Below are 20,461 nucleotides of genomic sequence, written 5' to 3' on the forward strand. Positions count from 1 at the left end.
TTTGCCTACTTTCTTGGCGAGACAAGAAAGTAGGTCGCCTCCCCGCAGGGGAGGTGAAACTGCCTTTGACTTTAGGCTTTTGACCTTGCAGTTAAGCAGTTGAAGCTGATTTTGCAGTTGCAGTTGCAGTTGCAGTTGCAGTTGCAGTTGCAGTTGCAGTTGCAGTTGCAGCTGATCTTGCAACCAACAACCACTCCCCTCACCCCTCACCCCACAAACCGATACCCCACCCCCACCTCAGTCATCAAATGCGAAGGCTGCGCCGGATCAGCCTCCAGCTTGTGCCGCAAGTGCCCCATATACACCCGCAAATAATGGCTGCTCTCCGAGTGCGCCGGCCCCCATACTTCCCGCAGCAGTTCGCGATGCGTCATGACCTTGCCGCGATGCGCGATCAGCACGGCAAGCAAGCGATACTCGATCGGCGTCAGGTGCACATCCTGCCCGGCGCGGGTGACCACGCGGTTGGCCAGGTCGATCTGCACCTCGCCAAAGGCGATCTGCGGCGTGCCTTGCGGATTGGTCTTGGCATGCCTGCGCAGCAGCACGCGCACGCGCGCGATCAGCTCGCCCACGCCGAAAGGCTTGGTCAGGTAATCGTCCGCGCCGGCGTCCAGCGCGGCGATCTTGTCGTCCTCGCCGGAGCGCGCCGATAGCACCAGCACGGGCACTTCGGTCCAGGTGCGCATCTCGCGGATCAGCGTCATGCCGTCGCCGTCGGGCAGGCCCAGGTCGAGGATCACCACGTCGGGCTGGCGCGTGCCGGCATCGATCAGGCCGCGCTTGAGCGTCTCGGCCTCATGCACGGCACAGCCTTCTGCCTGCAGCGCCTCGCGCACGAAGCGCCGGATATGCGGCTCGTCTTCGACCAGCAGGACAGTCGGCGAAAATTCAAATGCCATTTCAGTTGGACTCCTTGTTTGCTGCACCGTGCGCGACCAGCCCGGCGCCGCTTCCGTGCGCGGCGGCTTGCAGCGATTCAGCCGGCCCAGGCAACTCAAGCGGCTCGGGCTCGATCGCAGGCGGATTGCCGCGCGGCAGCGCCACGACAAAGCGTGCGCCAGTGTGGTCCGCGTTCACGCTCTCCACCCAGATGCGCCCGCCGTGCACCTGCACGATGGCTTCGCACACGGCCAGGCCGAGGCCAACGCCCGCGGTCGCGGACTCGCGCTCGCCGCGCGTGAATTTCTGGAAGATCGAAAGCTCCTGCCCGCGCGGCACGCCAGGGCCGTCGTCCGCCACCGCGAGCCGCACCTCCGCTTCGACCACTTCGCCGGAGATGCGGATGCCGGTGCCCGGCGGCGTGTACTTGGCAGCGTTCTCCAGCAGGTTGCACAGCACGCGCTCCATCAGTACCGCATCGCACTCCACCAGCGGCAGCGCCGATAGATCCGCGACCGACACGCGGTGCCGCGACAGCGCATCACGCATGCCGGCAAGCGCCGCGCCGACCAGCTCTTCGAGCGACTGCCACTCTTTTTGCATGCGCACGTCGCGGCTTTGCAGGCGCGCCATGTCGAGCAGGTTGACCACCATGGTGCGCATGCGCAGCGCCTGCTCGCGCATCGCGCCGACCGTTTCCGACAACGACGGCGGCAGCGGCGGCTCCGCGCGCTGCATGGTCTCGGCCATGCCGATCAGGCTGGTCAGCGGCGTGCGCAGATCATGCGAGACCGCGGCCAAGAGCGAGCTGCGCAGCCGCTCCGATTCCATCGACACCAGCGCCTGCTGCGCCACCTCCACATAGTGCAGCCGCTCGATGGCGATCGCGATCAGCGTGGCGAACACATCGATCTGCCGGCGCCGCTCGGGCCGCGCGAAGGCGCGCCACTCCTGCGGCTCCACCGCCAGCACGCCGCGCGTCTGCATGGGCGCCTTGAGCGGCAGGTAGAGCACGGTGCTGCCCGGCAGCGTGTGGGTGCCGGTGCCGGCAGGCTGGCCGTGATCGAACACCCATTGCGCCAGCACGGGATCGATCGCGTCGCTGCCGCGTTGCATGGGATCGATCACGGGCGGCATCAACCGCCCCTTGGCCGAGACCAGGAAGAATGCCGAGCGCGCGCCAAGCGCAGCTTGCAGGAAGCGGCTGCTGATGTCGATGATCTGCTCGGGCATCAAAGCGGCGGACAACTCGCGCGCCAGCTCGTACAGGGTGCGCGCATCGGTTTCGCGCTCCACCGACACCTGCGCTTGCTCGCGCAGGCCGGCAGTGAGCTGGCCGATCACAAGGCCCACCGCAAGCATCACCACGAACGTCACCAGGTACTGCACATCGCTCACCGAGAACGACATGCGCGGCGGCACGAAGAAAAAGTCGAAGGCCGCCACCGACACCACCGAGGCCAGCGCGGCGGGCCCGCGCCCGTGGCGCAGCGCCACCGCCACCACTGCGGCCAGGAACAGCATGGCGATGTTGACCAACTCGAACCACGGGCGCGCCACCGCCGACAACAAGCTGGCGCCCGCGCACCACGCGATTGCCCACAGATAGTCCACGCGGTGCGCCACCACGCCGCTGACGTCGTTGCGGGCCGGGTCCTCGCGCACGTCGGCGCGCCCCGGCTCCGGCTGCGCGCGGCCGCGCGTGTCGGTGCCCATGGCATCGGCGGCAACACGGATCACGTCGATCTCCGGGCAGCCCAGGGCCAGCGAATCGGCAAAGCTATGGCGCCCGAACAGCCATGCGCGCGCGCCCAGGAACGGCGCCAGGCTGAGCGCGATCAACGCGCGGCCACGCGCCAGCAGGCCGCCGCCGCTGGGGCGCCAGTTGCCGGGTGCGCGCCCCACCACCACCTTGGTCAGGTTGTGGCGCCGCACATAGCCCGTCACCGCCTGCACGATATCGCTGCCGGCCAGGGTTTCGGTGCGCGCGCCGAGCTCTTCCGCGAGCCGCATCGCCTCCTGCACGTTGGTGCGCTCATGCACGGCAAACGGCGCCAGGCGCGGCGTGGCCACCGTGACCACATGCCAGTCGCAATCCAGTTGCCCGGCTAGCCGGCGCGCGCTCTTGACCACCTGCCCGGCATCGTCGCCGGTGCCGATGCACGCCAGCACCGCTTCGCGCGTGCGCCACACCGGGCGGATCGATTCGGCATGGCGGTAAGCGCGCACGTCATCGTCGACGCGGTCGGCGGTGCGGCGCAGCGCGAGCTCGCGCAACGCGATCAGGTTGCCCTTGCGGAAGAAATTGGTGGCCGCGGTGCGCGCCTGCTCCGGCAGGTAGACCTTGCCGTCGCGCAGCCGCCGCAGCAATTCATCGGCGGGCAGGTCCACCAGGATGACTTCGTCGGCGTCGTCGAAGACCGTGTCGGGCACGGTCTCCCACACGCGGATGCCGGTGATGCCGCCCACCGCCTCGTTGAGGCTGTCCAGGTGCTGGACGTTGACGGTGGTCCACACATCGATGCCGGTCGACAGCAATTCCTCGATGTCCTGCCAGCGCTTGGGGTGGCGGCTGCCGGTGGCGTTGGAATGCGCCAGCTCGTCGACCAGGATCAGCGCCGGGCGCCTGGCCAGCGCGCCGTCCAGGTCGAACTCCAGCAGCACGCGATCGTCGAGCTTGTGATGCGGCATGGCCCTCATCGGCAGCCGCTCCAGATCCGCGATCAGCACCTCGGTCTCGGCGCGGCCATGGGTCTCGACCACGCCGATCACGACATCGCTGCCCTGCTCGCGCAGCGCCCGCGCGGCGGTGAGCATGGCGAAGGTCTTGCCGACGCCGGCGGAAGCGCCGAAATACACACGCAGCTTGCCGCGCGCGGCACGCTCGCCCTCCTCCTGCATGCGTTGCAGCAGGGCGTCGGGATCGGGCCGCTCGGGAGCGTCGCGCTGGGCGGTGTCAGGCATGGTGGGGGGTCATTGCACGGAGAGGAGGATGGATGAAAACGATTGTGCCACGCCTGCGGTCGAACACCGCGCGAATAGCGCGCCGGGGGCGCATGCCGAAGCAGCAGAACAGGCCAAAAACCGCGCACTACGACGACGGCTGTCTCTCCCTCTCCCCTCAGGGGGAGAGGGCCGGGGAGAGGGGTGGCTTAGCAAGGAGCCACTTCAAGCAAAGCCCGTGGTGCTTTCCAGCACGACGGCGTAGCCAGCGCCCGCCCTCCCCCCCAGCCCCGCATCCGCAGCGCGGGAGAGGGGAGCAAACCAGCGGGCATTGTTTGCGCGCCAATCCCTTCCCAAACCTCACTGCTTCTGGCCATCCAGCGCCAGATTCAACTTGAGCACATTCACCACCGGATCGCCCATCACCGCGAGCAGCGGCTTTTCCGTGTTGGCCGCAACCAGCGCCTGCACGCGCTCCAGCGGCAACCCGCGCACCCGGGCCACGCGTGCCGCCTGGTACTGCGCCGCGGCAGGGCTGATCTGCGGATCGAGGCCACTGCCGGACGCCGTGACCAGATCCACCGGCACCGCCGCCTTGTTGTCGGGATCCGCCTCGCGCAGCGCGTCGATACGGGCGCGCGCGGCATCGGTCAGGGCCGGGTTGCTCGGGCCGAGGTTGGAGCCGGCGGAAGCCGCCGCGTTATAAGGCATGGGCGCGGTGGCTGACAAGCGGCCCCAGAAGTACTTCGGGTCCGAGAACGGCTGGCCGATCAGTTCCGAGCCGATGGCATGGCCGTCCTTGACGATCAGCGAGCCGGCCGCTTCATGCGGGAACACGGCGCGCGAGATGCCGGTGATCACGCCGGGGTACAACAGGCCGGTGACGGCCGACAGCACGACAAAAATCGTCAGCATGGGGCGCAGCAGGCCGCCCTGGATGGGCGTGGCGGGCTGGGCGGGTTGGACTTGCGTATTCATGGATTGCTCCGTTTATGTGCAGCGCGTGCGATGCTTGCGATGCTTGCGATGCTTGCGATGCTTGCGATGCTGCGCTCAGACCCAGCCGAACAGCGTGAGGATCATGTCGATCACCTTTATGCCGACAAAGGGCACCAGGATGCCGCCGAGGCCGTACACCAGCAGGTTGCGCCGCAGCAAGATGGCCGCGCCGAGCGGGCGATACACCACGCCGCGCAGCGCCAGCGGGATCAGCACCACGATGATCAGCGCGTTGAAGATCACCGCCGACAGGATGGCCGAGGCCGGCGTGGACAAGCCCATCACGTTGAGCTGGTTGAGCTGCGGGTACGTGGTGGCGAAGGCGGCCGGGATGATGGCGAAGTACTTGGCCACATCGTTGGCCACGCTGAAGGTGGTCAGCGAGCCACGCGTCATCAGCATCTGCTTGCCGATCTCGACGATCTCGATCAGCTTGGTCGGATTGCTGTCGAGGTCGACCATGTTGCCGGCTTCCTTCGCCGCCTGCGTGCCGCTGTTCATCGCCACCGCCACGTCGGCCTGCGCCAGCGCCGGGGCATCGTTGGTGCCGTCGCCGGTCATCGCCACCAGGCGGCCTTCGGCCTGGTAGTCGCGGATCAGCTTGAGCTTGGCTTCTGGCGTGGCTTCGGCGAGGAAGTCATCGACGCCGGCTTCCGCTGCGATCGACGCGGCGGTGAGGCGGTTGTCGCCGGTGATCATCACCGTCTTGATGCCCATCTTGCGCAGCTCGCCGAAGCGCTCGCGAATGCCGGACTTGACGATGTCCTTGAGCTCCACCACGCCGAGCACGCGCACGTTCTCGCCATTGCCGTCGGTGCTGGACTCAGCCACCACCAGCGGCGTGCTGCCGGCGCGGGCCACGTCGTCCACGGCCGGCATCACGGCGTCGGGGAACTTGCCGGCACGCTCGGTCACATACTTGCGCACGGCGTCGGCGGCGCCCTTGCGCACGCTGCGGCCGCCGGCATCCACGCCGCTCATGCGGGTCTGCGCGGTAAACGGCACGAAGATCGGGCGCAGCGCGCTGATATCGGGCGTGGCGGCGCCGGCCTGCTGGCGCGCCAGCGTGACGATGCTGCGGCCCTCCGGCGTTTCATCGGCCAGCGACGACAGCCAGGCGGCTTCGGCCAGTTGCTGCGCCGACACGCCGGGCGCGGCGATAAAGCGCGAAGCCTGGCGATTGCCGTGGGTGATGGTGCCGGTCTTGTCGAGCAGCAGCACGTCCACGTCGCCGGCGGCCTCCACCGCGCGGCCCGAGGTGGCGATCACGTTGGCTTCCATCATGCGGCTCATGCCGGCCACGCCGATGGCCGACAAGAGGCCGCCGATGGTGGTCGGGATCAGGCACACCAGCAGCGCGATCAGCACGGTGATGGTGACGGGCATGCCGGCCTTGGCGACGAACACGCTGTACACCGAGAACGGCTGCAGCGTGGCGGTGGCCAGCAGCAACACGATGGTCAACCCGACCAGCAGGATGGTCAGCGCCAGTTCGTTCGGCGTCTTCTGGCGCTTGGCGCCTTCCACCATGGTGATCATGCGGTCGATGAAGCTCTCGCCCGGATTGGTGGTGATGCGCACCACGATCCAGTCGGACAGCACGCGCGTGCCGCCGGTGACCGAAGAAAAGTCGCCACCGGATTCGCGGATCACGGGAGCCGATTCGCCGGTGATGGCGCTCTCATCCACCGAGGCCACGCCTTCGATCACGTCCCCGTCGCCGGGCACCATGTCGCCGGCCTCGACCAGCACCACGTCGCCACGGCGCAGCGCGGCAGCACCGCGCGGCTCGGTGGCGCCGGCGGCGCGGTAGTCGCGCCGGCCTTCCTTGATCAGCTTGGCGGTGACGGTGGTCTTCAGGCCGCGCAACGCTTCGGCCTGCTGCTTGCTGCGCCCTTCTGCCAGCGCTTCGGCAAAATTGGCGAACAGCACGGTGAACCACAGCCACACCGACACGGCCAGGATAAAGCCGGCGCTCTCGCCGCCCGCCGTGGCGGGCGAGAACAGCGCGCGCAAGAACAGGATGGTGGTCAGGATGCTGCCCGCATAGACCACGAACATCACCGGGTTGCGCAACTGGTCGCGCGGCGAGAGCTTCTTCACCGCATCGAGCAGGGCGGGCTTGACCAGCTCGGGCGCGAACATGCCGCCGCGTGCCGGGCGATGATGGCCGCCACTCCTTTGCGTGGCCAGGCCCGGCGTGACCACGCTGGTTGCCTGGGTTGTGTTTGCCGGTGCCACGCCGGCGTTCTTGCCGCCCGTCACCATGGATTCTTGTTGCATGCGTTTCTCCATTACTTGCTCGCAGCCGAGACCACCGGCGCCTGCAGCTGCTCCGCCACCGGGCCCAGCGCCAGCGCCGGGATATAGGTAAGCGCGCCCACCATCAGCACCGAGCCGACCAGCAGCACCACGAACAGCGGGCCGTGCGTGGGCATGGTGCCGCCCGTCACCGGCAGCCTGCGCTTGGCAGCCAGCGAGCCCGCCATGGCCAGGATCGGCACGATGATCCAGAAGCGGCCGAACCACATCGCGGCGGCCAGCAGCACGTTGTAGAAGGGCGTGTTCGCCGACAAGCCGCCGAAGGCGCTGCCGTTGTTATTGGCCGCCGACGAGAGCGCGTAGAGGATTTCCGAGAAGCCGTGCGTGCCGGGGTTGAACACGCCCGCGCGGCCGGGCTCCACCATCACCGCCACCGCCGTGCCCAGCAGCACCAGCAGCGGCGTGACGAGGATCGCCACCGCGGTCATCTTCATCTCATAGGTTTCGATCTTCTTGCCCAGGTACTCCGGCGTGCGGCCGATCATCAAGCCCGCGATGAACACGGCGAGCACCGCGTACACCAGCATGCCGTACAGGCCCGAGCCAACCCCGCCGAACACCACCTCGCCAAGCTGTATCAGCAGCATCGGCACCAGCCCGCCGATGGCGGTGAAGGAGTCGTGCATGGCGTTGACCGCGCCGCACGACGCTGCCGTGGTGATGGTGGCGAACAGCGCGGTGGCGGCGATGCCAAAGCGCGTTTCCTTGCCTTCCATATTGCCGCCCGCCTGCAGGGCGCTTGCCGCGTGGTCGATCGGCAAACCCGCCAGCGCGGCGTTGGCCTGCTGCTCGGAGGCCGCCGCGACGCATGCCATCACGATGAAGATCACCGCCATCGAGGCCAGGATCGCCACGCCCTGGCGGCGGTCCTTGACCATCTCGCCGAAGGTGAAGCACAGCGCTGCCGGGATCAGGAAGATGGCCAGCATCTGGATCAGGTTGGCGAGCTCGGTCGGGTTCTCGAAGGGATGCGCCGAGTTGGCGTTGAAGAAGCCGCCGCCGTTGGTGCCGAGCATCTTGATGGCTTCCTGCGAAGCCACCGGGCCCATTGCCAGCGTCTGCTTGTCGGTCTTCATGGCCTCCATCACCGGCGCGCCCTTGGCGTCGAGCACGGGCTGGCCGGCTGCGTCCACCTTGGGCTGGCTGTATTCGATGGGCGTGACCAGGCTGACTTCCTTGTAGCTGTCGAAATTCTGGATCACGCCCTGGCTGACCAGCGCCAGCGCGATCGCGGCGGCAATCGGCACCAGCACGTAGAGCGTGCAGCGCGTCATGTCCACCCAGAAGTTGCCGATGGTGGCCGCGCTCTGGCGCGCGAAGCCACGGATCAGCGCGAACACCACGGCGATGCCGGTGGCCGCCGAGAAGAAGTTCTGCACCGTGAGCGCCAGCATCTGCGTGAGATAGCTCATGGTGGATTCGCCCGCGTAGCCCTGCCAGTTCGTGTTGGACACGAAGCTGATCGCGGTATTGAAGGCGGAATCCGGCGAAACCGCGCCGAAGCCTTGCGGGTTGAGCGGCAGCCAGACCTGCACGCGCTGCAGCACATAGACCGCCACCACGCCCAGCATGTTGAAAGCGATGACCGCGATGGCATATTGCTTCCAGCCCATCTCGGCATTGGCGCGCACGCCGGCCACGCGATACAGCACGCGCTCGAACGGGCGGCCCCAGGCCGTGGCGCGGTAGCGGTCGTCCTCCATCGCGCGGCGGATATAGCGCCCCACGAAGGGCGCGAGCGCCAGCAGGATGGCAAGGTAGAGGACCAGTAGTCCCAGGAATTCGGTGGACATCAGAATTTCTCCGGCCGGAACAGGGCGATCAGGAGGTAGATAAAGACAGCAACGGCGAGCACGCCGCCCAACAGGTCAGCCCAGTCCATCACAGCCTCCTGTCCGTGGCGCTGTCCTTGCGGCGCGCGTCGGCGGCGTCTGCGCCCGGTCCCTCGGACGCTCCCGGCGGTTTGCCTGCGAGCGCGGCGCACAAGAGCAGCAGTGCGCCAGTCAGCGCACCAAACAGCAACAAACCAATGAAATAGATCCCGTCCATGGCAACACACCGTGAGTGATTCACAGATGGCAGATTAGGGATCGAGCGGTAAAAACGGGGTAGAGAGGGGAGGCGGAGGTGTAAAGAAAATATAAAAAACGCGTAAAAACGGCGCGAAAGCGCGTGGCGGCGCCGCCGCACGGCGCATGTGCCGGCTAGAAAAAAAGCCCCGCAGGCTTTTGGCCTTGCGGGGCTATGCAGGACGCCGAAGCCGGCTGTGGCGCCGGCCGCGTCAGGAGCGCCTGATCCGTTGAATCCGTTGTAGATCAGTTGTACGTGTAGACCGCCGACTTGTTGGTGTTATCCAGCATGCGATACCCGAACAGCAGGCCGCGCGTGGTGGTGGCCGTGAAGGCCGGCACCGCCGCATTGACCACGATCGAGGTCGCGCCCTTGGGCGCCGGCGTGGACGTGCTCCAGGTCCCGATGCTGTCGACCGAGGCGGCGACGCTGCCGATCTGCTGGGCGGCCACGTTCTGCACCCAGTCCGCCGTCAGCGACGACTGCGCACCGGCCAGGCTGGCGTTTGACGGGTCCAGCGCGGCCAGCGACTTGCTGCCCAGCGTGTTCCACGGCAGGTTCACCCCTTGGGTGGCCGGCACGAGGTTGCTCAGCAGGGTCTTGGTGTCGCTGTAGGTCGGCGTGGTGTTGGTGCCGTGAAACAGCTCGATACGGTACTTCGCACCCTTGACCACCTTGGAGGCATCGGCGTTGTCCGCCGCTTGCGCCCACACCAGGCTGGCGGGATTGCCCGCCAGGGTGCTGGCTGCGCTACCGCTGAGGCCGACGGTCCGCGAGAACCAGAAGTTCGGGCAGTTGTACGACGGCGAGGGCGGGCTGAACTCGTTGCCGCACTGGGCGGTGACGGGTACCGTGCCAGTCTTGTTGCTCACGTCCATGTAGGTCTGGCCCACCTCGGCCGAAACCGGCGCGATATAGACGATGCCATTGCTCGGTAAGCCGGGCCCGGTCACACGTGCATAGCTCAGGGGGGCGTTGTTGACGACGCTGCCCGGACCCTTGGCGTTGATCAGGAACTGGATGCCGCTCTGGAAGTGGCTGTAGTTGTTGTTGTTCTTGTTAAAGCCAGGGTTGAGCTGCTCGACGCGCCGGATCTGGAGCTTGAGCGTGACATCCACCGGCTGCTGGTTGCCGACCAGCCACCAGCTCGACGGATGCGCGCTGGTCGCGCCGCCCGCGATATCGCGTGCCGTGGTGATGATGTTGCCGGGATTGCCGCTGGCGTCCAGGTACTTGATGTTGAGGATGGCTTCGTCGCGCCCCGAGGCAGTCGATGCGGCGGGATAGAACGCCATGATTTCCGGCACGCTGAACTGGGCGTTCGTCATGGAATCGCTGGTCAGGATGCCATAGAGCAGCTGTCCGAAGTAGTAGCCGTTGTGCAGGAAGTCGACAGCGGCCGCGTTGCTGATGTCAGCAGCGATGTTCTGGCACGCGGACGCCACCCCGTTGACCTCCGGGCCGCCTTGCGAGGCGGGCAGCGTGGCATCGGAGGACGTCACGCGCTGCGAGACGGGCAGCGCAAAGCAGGCCGAGAACGCCTTGGCGACCGCCTGGGCTGCCTGCGGCAGGGCCGCGACGGCGGCGGGCGGCGCAGCGAGCGTGCCGCCCGTGCTGGTGGCGGTGGCGATGGCCACGGGCGTCGGGTTATCCACGGTGGCCAGCGCCAGCTTGCCGGTGGCCGGGTCCGTCACCACCTTGACGATATCGAGCAACTGGTCGGCGGTATTGCCGACACCGGCTGACGTTGCGGCCGTGATGGCGGTCGAGAACGGGTCGTAGCCGGCGGGGGCGCCGACGGCGGCGAGCACGCTGGCGAGCTGCGCGACCACGTTGGCGGTGACCTTTTGCAGGGCGGCCGCATCCACCGTCTTGCCGCTGACGAGCGTCAGCGGATTGCCGTCGGCGGCCAGCTGCGCCACGATGGCGGTGGTCAGCGGCGTGGCGTTGATGGTCAGCTTGGCGCCGGCAGCCGGCGTGACGGTGCTCACGCTGACCAGCGGGGCAGTGTTGCCCGTGGGATCCGTGACGACCACGAAGAACGGCGCGACCTCGCCCGTCTTCAGGGTGCAGGTGTAGCTGCCCAGGGCGCTAGTGGTGATCGCGGCTTCCTGGCAGGGCGATACGCCCGCGCTATCGGTAATGGCCACGTTGGCGTTGGCGAGCGCGGCGCCGGTGGCGGCCGTGCCGGTCACCGCGGCCGCGGCCAGGACCGGCTTGTCGCCAGTGGAACCGCTGCTTGCGCTATCGCTGCCACCGCCGCCGCAGGCGGCCAGCGCCAGCAGCGCCGCGCCGCTCAGCGCGACCCCGAATGCCTGAAGTTGAAGCTTCATTGGATTTCTCCCCTGAGAATGGATTCCGGTGTTTCTTCTGCTTTTCTTTTTTGCCAGCGCCGTGCCGGCAATTTGATTTACGGCAGGACCTTGTTATTCGTTAGCCGGCCGATGGCAGCGGGCTTGCGTCCCCGGCACGGGCAAGACTAAGCAGCCGGCCAGCAGGTGGGAATCCCATAAACATGGCATGGCGTCCCGCCCCGGACTGCGCGGGGAGGAATGGCAGGGAAAAACGGGGACTCTGTGGAGACGGCAGGCGTGGCAACCGGGCTGCCGCGCCGCGCAGGTCAGATCCAGCCCGACTTATGCAGCTTGCGCCAGAGCCCGCCGCAGGCCATCGCGGTCACCCCGATCACCACCGGATAGGCATAGTGGAACTTCAGCTCCGGCATGAAATTGAAGTTCATGCCGTACAAGCTGAACACCACGGTGGGAATCGCCAGGATGGCGCCCCAGCCGGCCAGGCGCTTGACCACTTCGTTCTGGCCCACCGTGACCAGCGCCAGGTTCACCTGCACCGCGGTGGTCAGCATCTCGCGCACCACGTCGAGCGTGCGCACCAGGCGGCTGGCATGGTCCTCGATGTCGCGGAAGTACGCACGCAGCTCCTTGGGCACCAGGTCCTCGTGCAAGCGGATCAGTTGCCCGCAGATCTCCTCGATCGGGTAGACCGCATTGCGCAGGCGCAGCACCTGGCGCTTGATGTGGTACAGGTGCTCGATCGCGGCGCGGTCGAACTCGTCGCGGAAGATGCCTTGCTCAAGCTGCTCGAAGGCATCCTCGAGCCGGGTGACGATGGGCATGTAGTGGTCCACCACGAAATCCATCAGCGCGTAGAGCACGTAGCCCGGGCCGTTGGCCAGCGCGCGCGCGGCGCTCTCGCAGCGCTCGCGCACCGGCGCGTAGCTGCTGCTCACGCCGTGACGGACCGACACCACATAGTTGGGGCCGACGAACAGGTGGGTCTCGCCCACCACCACCTCCTCGTCCACCAGTTGTGCGGTGTTCAGCACGAGGAAGATGGAGTCGCCGTAGGTCTCCAGCTTGGGGCGCTGGTGGGCGTCCAGGGCATCCTCCACCGCCAGGTCGTGCAGGCCAAATTCCTGCTGCACCTTGCGCAGCAGGGGCAGGTCCGGTTCGTGCAAGCCCAGCCAGACGAAGGTGCCAGGGACGGCGATTGCGTCGCTGATCTGGTCCAGGGCGACATCGCCCACGCGCTTGCCGCTGCGGTAGGCCACACTGTTGACGATCGCGCCCATGGCTACTCCGTTGTTCAGATGGCGCAATCGTAACAAGAGCGCCGTCAACGCGCCGCATCCGGCACTGGTCTCCTATCATCCGGCATTTGTTACAGTTCTGCACCCAGACGAAGTTAGAATGTCCCATTTCCACGGTCACCGACTATGTCCCAGAAGAAATCGCCACGCTTCGAGCTGCGCAGTGGCAATGTCGACGCCCTCCTTCTCGCTCTCAAGACCACTGACATCGCGGCGCTGCGTGACGATCTCCTGTCCCGTTTCGAATCGACCCCCGATTTCTTCTCCAACGATGTGGTGGCCCTGGACCTGCGCCGGCTGGAAGGCGACGACCGGGTAGCCCTGGACACGGTGATCGAGACCCTGGCCCTGCTCAAGGCCCGCGCCATCGGCGTGGTGGCCCGCGAGGCACAGCGGGGCTGGGCCGAGTCGTTCGGCCTGCCGCTGCTGGATAGCCAGGGCCGGCGCGGCGGCCGGGACGAAGCCCCGCAGGCCGAACCAGCCGCGCCGGCAGGCCCCTCGCCCGCCGAAGCACTGGCCGACGCCCAGGCTGCGGCCCAGGCCGAGGCAAAGGCCGCGGCCGCCGAAGTGGAAGCCGCCGCCGCGGCTGCCATCGCCGAAGCCGCGTCGCGCAGCCTGCCCACCATGCTGATCGACAAGCCGCTGCGCTCCGGCCAGCAGATCTATGCCGCCGGCGACGTGGTGATCCTCGACCTGGTCAGCTACGGCGCCGAGGTCATCGCCGAAGGCAATATCCATATTTATGCCCCGCTGCGCGGCCGCGCGCTGGCGGGGGTCAAGGGCTACGCGCAGGCGCGGATCTTCTGCACCTGCCTGGAGCCCGAACTGCTCTCCATCGCCGGCATCTACCGCACCGCCGAACTGCCGCTGCCCGCCGACGTGCTGGGCAAGTCGGCCCAGGTGCGGCTGTCCGGGGAGAAACTGATTCTCGAACCGCTCCGGATGAAGTAACACCCGCCGCCGAGCCCAAACCAAAAGCAGCGCAAGCTTCAACCATTACTGGATCCAAGAGCCATGGCAAAAATCATCGTTGTGACCTCCGGCAAGGGAGGCGTAGGCAAGACCACCACCAGCGCCAGCTTTTCCGCCGGCCTGGCCCTGCGTGGCCATAAGACTGCCGTGATCGATTTCGACGTCGGCCTGCGCAACCTCGACCTGATCATGGGTTGCGAGCGTCGCGTGGTGTATGACCTGGTCAACGTGGTACAGGGCGAAGCCAACCTGAACCAGGCGCTGATCAAGGACAAGAAGTGCGAGAACCTGTTCATCCTGCCGGCCTCGCAGACGCGCGACAAAGACGCGCTCACCAAGGAAGGCGTGGAGAAGGTCATCAATGGCCTGATCGACATGGGCTTCGAGTTCATCGTCTGCGACTCGCCCGCGGGCATCGAGTCCGGCGCCCTCCTGGCCATGTATTTCGCCGACGAGGCCCTGGTCGTGACCAACCCCGAGGTGTCCTCGGTGCGCGACTCGGACCGCATCCTGGGCATCCTGTCGTCCAAGACCAAGCGCGCTGCCGAAGGCGGCGACCCGATCAAGGAACACCTGCTGATCACGCGCTACAACCCGAAGCGCGTGCACGGCGGCGAAATGCTGTCGCTTACCGATATCCAGGAAATCCTGCGCATCAAGCTGATCGGCGTGGTGCCGGAATCCGAAGCCGTGCTGCACGCGTCCAACCAGGGCACGCCGGCCATCCACCTGGAAGGCTCCGACGTGGCCGACGCCTATGGCGACCTGGTGGACCGCTTCCTCGGCAAGGACAAGCCGATGCGCTTTGTCGACTATCAAAAGCCGGGGCTGCTCTCGCGCATCTTCGGCAACAAGTAAGGGGGGTCTACCATCATGTCGATTCTGTCCTTCCTGCTCGGCGAGAAGAAGAAGTCCGCCTCGGTTGCCAAGGAGCGGTTGCAGATCATCCTCGCCCATGAACGCACCGGCCATTCCGCGCCGGCCGATTACCTTCCCGCCCTGCAGCGCGAGCTGGTCGCGGTGATTTCGAAGTATGTCAAGATCAGCGACCAGGACCTGCGCGTGAGCCTGGAACGCCAGGACAATCTCGAGGTGCTCGAGGTCAAGATCGAGATCCCACAGGGATAACCCTGAGCCGGGCCAGCGGTCACCGGCCCGCGCTTCAAGCGGCGGCGCTTCACCATGAAACGCCCGCCTGGCCAGCCCTGGCAGCCGGAGCGCGCTCGCGCTGCCGGCACCATCCCCACGGCCGTGGGGTGCACGAGTAGCGCTGGCTTCATCTCGCGATGCACCATTATGTAAATTTGTCGCGGCGTCGCAACGCTTTTGCACCAATTGCCGGCTTAGAGGCTGTCAACGGTGTGCATTAGTGTCTAAATCTTTTCTGTTTTGTTAAATTTTCGCGGGCGTTTACACGAAACGTAAACTCGTCCGCCGTCGCGATCCGGCCGCGGACACCACAGAATAGAAAAGGAGCCATATGAAGAAATCAGCCCTCACCCTTGCACTTGGTACGCTGCTGGCCGGCAGCGCCTACGCCCAATCGTCGGTGACCCTGTACGGTATCGTCGACCAGAGCCTGCGCTACACCAACAATTCGAACGCCAACAATGACAGCCTGTACCAGCTGACCAACGGCGCCATCACCAACAGCCGCTGGGGCATCAAGGGCACCGAAGCCTTGGGCAACAACCTGAAGGCGATCTTCCAACTGGAAAACGGCTTCGATCCGGATACCGGCAGGGCTAACCAAGGTGGTCGTCTGTTCGGCCGTCAGGCATATGTGGGCCTGGCCGGCGACTTCGGCACTATCAAGCTGGGCCGCCAGTACACCGAGGGCTTTACCTTCTTCGGCGACTACGATCCGCTGACCATCGGCAACTACACCGGCAATGCCTGGCCGTTCTTCCTGACGAACTTCCGCAATGACAATGTGGTCAGCTATGACGGCAAGTTCGGCGGCCTGAACGTGGGCGCCAGCTACGGCTTTGGTGAAAAGGCTGGCTCCTTCACCTCTTCGCAATACTGGGGCACCCGCGCTGCGTACACCGTCGGCCCGTTCGGCTTCGGTGGCGTGTTCCAGGAAGTCCGCGACACCAACGGCAACAAGCAGCAAATGTGGGGCGCGGCAGGTCGGTACAGTATCGGCCCGGCCAAGGTATTCCTGGGCTACGTGGGTGGCAAGGACCGCACCGGTTCCGTCGACGCCAGCCTGAACGGCGACGCCCTGGCCGCTGGGACCGCCAACCCGGTCCCGGTGGGCAGCTTCACCTCGAACCCGCGCAAGGACATCATCGGTTACCTGGGCCTGACTTACCAGGTCACCCCGGCGCTGGCCCTGACCGGTGTGTTCTACGGCGACCATGTCAAGAACGCGAACGGCGTGTCCAACAACCAAGGCAACCGCTACACCGGCGTGCTGCTGGCCGAGTACTCGCTGTCCAAGCGCACCCAGGTCTACGGCACCGTGGACTACAACAAGTTGACCGGCGGTACGAAGACCGAACTGCCGGGCAAGAACAACCAGACCGGTGCGGCCGTCGGTATTCGCCACATTTTCTGATTGTCCCTTCAGGCTTGCCCCCCGCTCGGGCGGGGGACACGTCAGACGACAAGAAAGCACCTTTGGGTGCTTTTTTGTTTTTCATGGCAGCACCGGCAGGCGCAGATGCCAGGTGACGCGCCGATCGGCATCGGTTTCGGCACTGCCGCCGGCGTCGAGCGCGCCGCCATGGCGCAGCAGCACGCGGCGGCAGAACTGCAGCGCCGGCGCATCGCCACGCGCCGCCTGCCACGCATCGGCATCGGGCACGAAGGCGATGGATATCCGGCAGATGCGGCCGTCGAGCCATTGGCGCACCCGCGGCGCCGTGCTTGCGGCAGAGGACAATGCCAGCGCCATCAGCAAGCGTAGGGCTTCGGGCAGCATGGCGGCATCGCCGCGTATCCAGACCTTGCGCCCCGCCAGGTCGAGCTCGAGCTCGGGCGCGGGCCCCGCAGTCTGCCAGAGCGTATCGGCTGGCTCGCGCAGCAGCGCCGTCAGCTCCAGTATCTCCATGTGGTAGCCATGGGCAAGCTCGCGCAGCAGCCGTGCGATATCGTCGGTCAGGCGCAGCGACGCCTGCGCATAGCCCGCCGTCTGCGCCACGAAGGCCTCGAATGCGCAGGCGGACGGCGCGCCCTGCTGCAATTGCGCCAGCGCCAGGATGGCACTCTGCGGCGCGCGCAGATCGTGCGACAACGCGCGCATGGCGGTTTGCCAGGAGGCCAGCGCCGCGCTCTCGCAGGCCGCCGCGTCGATGGCGCCGCCGACAGGCAGCATGGCGCGGATGGCGGCCATGCCCGCGGGCTTGTCGCGTCCGCCCTCCCCCCTGCCGGCCTCCATCCTCTGCGCGATACGCTCCAGGCAAAGCGCGGCTGCGCGCAAGCCCGCCACCCATCGCAGGATTTCACGGCGCATCCACGCCGTCATTGCGCGGCGCTGGTCAGCTCCAGCCTGTAGCCATGCGTGTAGACGGGCAGCAGCCGCAGCCCGTGCTCCGGGTGCAGGGCCAGCTTGCTGCGCACGCGCGACATATGGGTATCGATGGTGCGCGACAGCGGCGAGATCTCGCGCCCCCAGACCGCCGCCACGATATGGTCGCGCGACACGATGCGGCCTTCGTTGCGAAACAGCAGCACGGCCAGGTCGAACTCCTTGGGGGTCAGCCTGAGCGGCTGGGCGCGATGCGCCACCGTGCGCGCGGCGCAGTCGATGACGTAATCGGCCAGCGCTACCTGCGCGCGGCCGCTGCCGGGGTCCGGATAGGCGCGGCGCAGCAGCGAATGGGTGCGCGCCAGCAGCTCGCCGCGGCGCACCGGCTTGAGCATGTAGTCGTCGGCGCCGGTGGCGAGGCCATCGACGACGTCTTCCTCCGCCACGCGGCAGGTCAGGAACATCACCGGCACGCGCCGGTCCAGGTTGGCGCGCACCCAGGTCAGGACCTCCTTGCCGGAGAGATCCGGCATCTGCCAGTCGAGCAGCAGCAGGTCGAAGTTTTCCTCGCGCAGTTGCAGCAGCAGGTCGCGGCTGCGCGTGAAGGTGGTGCAGGCATGCCCGGCCTCGCCGAGTATCTGCCGGATCAGGGCCGCCTCGGCGGGTTCGTCTTCCAGTGAAGCGATCTTCATACCCATGCAATTTGGCCGGAAAGGCTTGGACGCCTGCCGGTCTCGCGGTGATTGGCGCGGTCGGCGCCAGGGAATGACCCGACGATGCGGGGCTATCCGTCATTAAAAACCGCGGGAGAAGTCTTTCGGATGAGAATTTTCGTAATCTGCGGCGGAGGCTTCCTTTAACTGTCCGCGACGCGGGCCGCGACGCTAAGATGCCCTGGCAATGCCGCGCACGAGGAGAGAGTTCATGCGAGTCGCAGTACTGGAGGACAACCCGGCAAGAGCCATCCTGCTGGAGCAGACGCTCAGGCTCGGCGGCCATGAGGCGGTGCGCTTTCGCGAAGGGGGCGCGCTGATGCAGGCGCTGCGCAACGAGCCATACGCGCTGTTGCTGATGGCCTGGGAGATTCCCGGCATCCCGGCGCGTGACGTCTTGCTGTGGATACGCCGTACCCTCGGCAATGAATTACCGGTGATGCTGCTGAGCCAGCACGATAACGACGACCATATCGCCCGATGCTTCGCCCATGGCGCGGATGCCTTCCTGCCGGCCCCGGTGCGCCGCGCCGAGCTGGCGGCGCGCGTCGATGCGCTGCTGCGGCGCATGGCGCCGGTGGCGCCGGCCTGCGGCGACCTGAAGCTGGGCGCTTACCGCTTTGTGCTGGCCGAGCGGCGCGCCTTCGTCAACGGCCGCCTGGTCAAGCTGGCGCCCAAGGAGTATGAGCTGGCGGTCTTGCTGTTCCGCCATGCCGGCCAGTTGTTGCTGCGCCAGACCATCGAGGAATCGGTCTGGCGCCGCGGCGTGCCGCCGGCATCGCGCACGGTGGACAGCCACCTGTCGCGCGTGCGCACCAAGCTGGCGCTGGAGCCGCGCAACGGCGTGCGCCTGTCGGCGGTGTATGCCACCGGCTGCCGGCTGGACCTGATCGAGCAGCCGTGATGCGGCCGCTCGTCCTGCTCGCCGGCCTTGTCCCGTCAGTCCGCCTTGATGCCCGCTTCCTTCACGATGCGGGCGTTGTCGTCATATTCCGCATGGATGGCCTTGGCGAACTGCGCGGCGGTGCCGCCGGTGGGGACTTCGCCGCCCTTGAGCAGGCGCTCGCGCACCTCGGGCTCTTGCAGGGCCTTGTTCAGTTCGGCATTCAGCCGGGTAATGATGGCTACCGGCGTGTGGGCGGGCGCGAAGATGCCGAAGGTGGAAGTAAGGTTGGCTTTCGGATACCCCAGCTCGGCAAAGGTCGGCACATTGGGCAGCGACTCGATGCGCTTGGGCGCGCCCACCGCCAGCGGGCGCAGCCGGGCAGCCTGCATATGCTGGGTCAGCATGGGGCTGGCGTTGGTGCTCATCACCTCGAACTGGCCGCCGAGGGCGTCGTTCATCTGCTGGCCCGCGCCCTTGTAGGGGATCAGGGTCAGGTCGGCCTTGGCCTTGGACTTGATCTGCTCCAGCATGACATGGCCCACCGTGCCCAGGCCCGACGTGGCCCAGCGCACCGAGCCAGGCTTGGCCTTGGCTTGCGCCAGCAGGTCCTGGAACGACTTGCCGCCGAAGCTCGACGTGGCGATCACCAGCACCGGCGAGTACATCACGCTCATGACCGGCGCGATGTCGCGCTGCGGATCGTAGTTGACGCGGCCCACGTGCGGATTGAGCGTGAGCGGGCTGGTCGAGGCAAAGCCCAGCGTATAGCCGTCCGGCGCGGCCTTGGCCACGGCGTCGATGCCGATGCTGCCGCCCGCGCCCGCCTTGTTTTCCACCACCACCGAGGCGCCCATCTGGGCCGACAGGCGCTCGCCGAGCGCGCGCGCCACGGTGTCGCTGATGCCGCCGGTGGGATAGGCCACGATCAGCCGGATGGGGCGCGCGGGATACGTGTTAGCGGCGTCAGCGGCGTTGGCGAGCGGGCTCGCCAGGGCGGCGGCAACCACGGAGGCAGCAGCCAGCAGGGGAATTCGGTGGGAAGCGGACATGGAGGGAACGACGAGGACAACGGTTGGGAGACGGAACGACGGAACAACGGAACAGCGGAACTACGGAACTTGGCCGCGCTGGCGCCGCCGGGCGGCCCGGGACCGGGCGCTGGTCCGTCAGCACGCCTGCGGGAAACAGGCGCTATGTTATCCGATCGGCGCCGCGGCCCAACGGGCGGTCCGGCACCCACGAGACAAAGAGCTCGTTGGCGCGGTCATAGAGCCGCCATACGGTGCCGCACTCGCGGCAGGTGAACGTGAGCATGCTGAACGGCACGCCCGCGGCGCTCTGGCTGACCAGCGGCGCGGTGTGCTTGAGCACGAGCCGCTCATGCGGCTCGCGCCGGCGGGAATCCGCCGCTAGCGCCAGGCAGTGATCGCAAGCGGGCCGGGTGGGGGTGGGGGAAGGTACGGCAGGCGTCATGCCCGCCATGATGCCGCAAAAACGGCGCGCCATTCACCCTTCCGAGTAGACGAGGAGGTTACCCCCCTCGTCCCTCACAGACCCGGACGAGCCCAATTAAGGCATCCGGTTCTTCA

General features: G+C 66.9%; 19 protein-coding genes. 5 read left to right on the forward strand and 14 right to left on the reverse strand.

Going from position 1 to position 20,461, the window contains the following annotated elements; all coding sequences use genetic code 11:
* The 10 genes from ACGLHR_RS43095 to ACGLHR_RS43140 all read right to left on the reverse strand — a co-directional run.
* Positions 1–183 (reverse strand): hypothetical protein (locus tag ACGLHR_RS43095; RefSeq protein WP_400102010.1); only part of this gene is annotated, 183 nt, incomplete at its 3' end.
* Positions 184–206: 23 nt separating this feature from the next.
* Positions 207–902 carry a two-component system response regulator KdpE gene (kdpE, locus tag ACGLHR_RS43100; RefSeq protein ID WP_267605029.1) on the reverse strand — a complete coding sequence of 232 codons (696 nt, stop codon included), beginning with the start codon at positions 900–902 and terminating at the stop codon, positions 207–209.
* A 1-nt stretch (position 903) separates the two neighbouring features.
* Complete coding sequence (locus tag ACGLHR_RS43105; RefSeq protein WP_400102011.1) at positions 904–3,846, reverse strand: DUF4118 domain-containing protein; 2,943 nt, start codon at positions 3,844–3,846, stop codon at positions 904–906.
* Between the two features lie 339 nt (positions 3,847–4,185).
* The gene (gene kdpC, locus ACGLHR_RS43110; protein WP_400102012.1) at positions 4,186–4,803 is read right to left on the reverse strand and encodes a potassium-transporting ATPase subunit KdpC; all 618 of its coding nucleotides are present in this window, start codon (positions 4,801–4,803) and stop codon (positions 4,186–4,188) included.
* 75 nt (positions 4,804–4,878) lie between these two features.
* Positions 4,879–6,969: a potassium-transporting ATPase subunit KdpB gene (gene kdpB / locus ACGLHR_RS43115; RefSeq protein ID WP_400102021.1), complete on the reverse strand. Its 2,091-nt coding sequence runs from the start codon at positions 6,967–6,969 to the stop codon at positions 4,879–4,881.
* Between the two features lie 149 nt (positions 6,970–7,118).
* Positions 7,119–8,939, reverse strand: coding sequence for a potassium-transporting ATPase subunit KdpA (gene kdpA, locus ACGLHR_RS43120; protein ID WP_400102013.1), 1,821 nt, complete (start codon positions 8,937–8,939; stop codon positions 7,119–7,121).
* Complete coding sequence (gene kdpF, locus ACGLHR_RS43125; RefSeq protein WP_006164365.1) at positions 8,939–9,028, reverse strand: K(+)-transporting ATPase subunit F; 90 nt, start codon at positions 9,026–9,028, stop codon at positions 8,939–8,941. Before kdpF ends, kdpA begins: the two co-directional genes overlap by 1 nt.
* A complete protein-coding gene (locus ACGLHR_RS43130; RefSeq protein WP_267605022.1) occupies positions 9,028–9,195 on the reverse strand; it encodes a hypothetical protein in 168 nt (55 codons plus the stop codon). Before ACGLHR_RS43130 ends, kdpF begins: the two co-directional genes overlap by 1 nt.
* A 266-nt stretch (positions 9,196–9,461) precedes the next feature.
* A complete protein-coding gene (locus ACGLHR_RS43135) occupies positions 9,462–11,549 on the reverse strand; it encodes a hypothetical protein (RefSeq protein WP_400102014.1) in 2,088 nt (695 codons plus the stop codon).
* A 287-nt stretch (positions 11,550–11,836) separates the two neighbouring features.
* Complete coding sequence (locus ACGLHR_RS43140) at positions 11,837–12,808, reverse strand: magnesium and cobalt transport protein CorA (protein ID WP_400102015.1); 972 nt, start codon at positions 12,806–12,808, stop codon at positions 11,837–11,839.
* A 144-nt stretch (positions 12,809–12,952) separates the two neighbouring features.
* Here ACGLHR_RS43140 and minC point away from each other — a divergent pair, with 144 nt between their 5' ends.
* From minC to ACGLHR_RS43160, 4 genes are all read left to right on the forward strand, one after another.
* The gene (minC, locus tag ACGLHR_RS43145; RefSeq protein WP_400102016.1) at positions 12,953–13,777 is read left to right on the forward strand and encodes a septum site-determining protein MinC; all 825 of its coding nucleotides are present in this window, start codon (positions 12,953–12,955) and stop codon (positions 13,775–13,777) included.
* 63 nt (positions 13,778–13,840) lie between these two features.
* Positions 13,841–14,656: a septum site-determining protein MinD gene (minD, locus tag ACGLHR_RS43150; protein WP_267605014.1), complete on the forward strand. Its 816-nt coding sequence runs from the start codon at positions 13,841–13,843 to the stop codon at positions 14,654–14,656.
* A gap of 15 nt (positions 14,657–14,671) precedes the next feature.
* On the forward strand, positions 14,672–14,926 hold the full coding sequence (gene minE, locus ACGLHR_RS43155) for a cell division topological specificity factor MinE (protein ID WP_006164360.1): 255 nt from the start codon (positions 14,672–14,674) through the stop codon (positions 14,924–14,926).
* A gap of 352 nt (positions 14,927–15,278) precedes the next feature.
* Entirely contained in the window at positions 15,279–16,361 is a 1,083-nt protein-coding gene (locus ACGLHR_RS43160) for a porin (RefSeq protein ID WP_400102017.1), read from the forward strand.
* An 81-nt stretch (positions 16,362–16,442) separates the two neighbouring features.
* On the opposite strand, the gene ACGLHR_RS43165 is transcribed toward ACGLHR_RS43160, so the two are convergent.
* Together ACGLHR_RS43165 and ACGLHR_RS43170 are read right to left on the reverse strand one after the other, a co-directional pair.
* On the reverse strand, positions 16,443–17,258 hold the full coding sequence (locus ACGLHR_RS43165) for a hypothetical protein (protein ID WP_400102018.1): 816 nt from the start codon (positions 17,256–17,258) through the stop codon (positions 16,443–16,445).
* 8 nt (positions 17,259–17,266) lie between these two features.
* Positions 17,267–17,965: a response regulator transcription factor gene (locus ACGLHR_RS43170; RefSeq protein WP_400102022.1), complete on the reverse strand. Its 699-nt coding sequence runs from the start codon at positions 17,963–17,965 to the stop codon at positions 17,267–17,269.
* A gap of 232 nt (positions 17,966–18,197) precedes the next feature.
* Between ACGLHR_RS43170 and ACGLHR_RS43175 the strand changes: the two genes are divergently transcribed.
* A complete protein-coding gene (locus ACGLHR_RS43175; protein ID WP_400102019.1) occupies positions 18,198–18,890 on the forward strand; it encodes a response regulator transcription factor in 693 nt (230 codons plus the stop codon).
* Positions 18,891–18,925: 35 nt separating this feature from the next.
* Here the strand turns inward: ACGLHR_RS43175 and ACGLHR_RS43180 are convergent, their stop codons facing one another.
* A complete protein-coding gene (locus ACGLHR_RS43180) occupies positions 18,926–19,921 on the reverse strand; it encodes a Bug family tripartite tricarboxylate transporter substrate binding protein (RefSeq protein WP_400102020.1) in 996 nt (331 codons plus the stop codon).
* A gap of 142 nt (positions 19,922–20,063) precedes the next feature.
* On the reverse strand, positions 20,064–20,354 hold the full coding sequence (locus ACGLHR_RS43185; RefSeq protein WP_267606552.1) for a hypothetical protein: 291 nt from the start codon (positions 20,352–20,354) through the stop codon (positions 20,064–20,066).
* Positions 20,355–20,461: the final 107 nt, after the last annotated feature.

This window comes from Cupriavidus sp. CuC1 (genome assembly GCF_044627735.1).
Lineage (GTDB): Bacteria > Pseudomonadota > Gammaproteobacteria > Burkholderiales > Burkholderiaceae > Cupriavidus > Cupriavidus ulmosensis.

Bases quoted from the DNA above. Each gene is read 5' to 3' on its own strand.
- kdpE (WP_267605029.1), bottom strand. From the start codon at position 902: ATGGCATTTGAATTTTCGCCGACTGTCCTGCTGGTCGAAGACGAGCCG.
- ACGLHR_RS43105 (WP_400102011.1), bottom strand. From the start codon at position 3,846: ATGCCTGACACCGCCCAGCGCGACGCTCCCGAGCGGCCCGATCCCGAC.
- kdpC (WP_400102012.1), bottom strand. From the start codon at position 4,803: ATGAATACGCAAGTCCAACCCGCCCAGCCCGCCACGCCCATCCAGGGC.
- kdpB (WP_400102021.1), bottom strand. From the start codon at position 6,969: ATGTTCGCGCCCGAGCTGGTCAAGCCCGCCCTGCTCGATGCGGTGAAG.
- kdpA (WP_400102013.1), bottom strand. From the start codon at position 8,939: ATGTCCACCGAATTCCTGGGACTACTGGTCCTCTACCTTGCCATCCTG.
- kdpF (WP_006164365.1), bottom strand. From the start codon at position 9,028: ATGGACTGGGCTGACCTGTTGGGCGGCGTGCTCGCCGTTGCTGTCTTT.
- ACGLHR_RS43130 (WP_267605022.1), bottom strand. From the start codon at position 9,195: ATGGACGGGATCTATTTCATTGGTTTGTTGCTGTTTGGTGCGCTGACT.
- ACGLHR_RS43135 (WP_400102014.1), bottom strand. From the start codon at position 11,549: ATGAAGCTTCAACTTCAGGCATTCGGGGTCGCGCTGAGCGGCGCGGCG.
- ACGLHR_RS43140 (WP_400102015.1), bottom strand. From the start codon at position 12,808: ATGGGCGCGATCGTCAACAGTGTGGCCTACCGCAGCGGCAAGCGCGTG.
- minC (WP_400102016.1), top strand. From the start codon at position 12,953: ATGTCCCAGAAGAAATCGCCACGCTTCGAGCTGCGCAGTGGCAATGTC.
- minD (WP_267605014.1), top strand. From the start codon at position 13,841: ATGGCAAAAATCATCGTTGTGACCTCCGGCAAGGGAGGCGTAGGCAAG.
- minE (WP_006164360.1), top strand. From the start codon at position 14,672: ATGTCGATTCTGTCCTTCCTGCTCGGCGAGAAGAAGAAGTCCGCCTCG.
- ACGLHR_RS43160 (WP_400102017.1), top strand. From the start codon at position 15,279: ATGAAGAAATCAGCCCTCACCCTTGCACTTGGTACGCTGCTGGCCGGC.
- ACGLHR_RS43165 (WP_400102018.1), bottom strand. From the start codon at position 17,258: ATGCGCCGTGAAATCCTGCGATGGGTGGCGGGCTTGCGCGCAGCCGCG.
- ACGLHR_RS43170 (WP_400102022.1), bottom strand. From the start codon at position 17,965: ATGAAGATCGCTTCACTGGAAGACGAACCCGCCGAGGCGGCCCTGATC.
- ACGLHR_RS43175 (WP_400102019.1), top strand. From the start codon at position 18,198: ATGCGAGTCGCAGTACTGGAGGACAACCCGGCAAGAGCCATCCTGCTG.
- ACGLHR_RS43180 (WP_400102020.1), bottom strand. From the start codon at position 19,921: ATGTCCGCTTCCCACCGAATTCCCCTGCTGGCTGCTGCCTCCGTGGTT.
- ACGLHR_RS43185 (WP_267606552.1), bottom strand. From the start codon at position 20,354: ATGGCGGGCATGACGCCTGCCGTACCTTCCCCCACCCCCACCCGGCCC.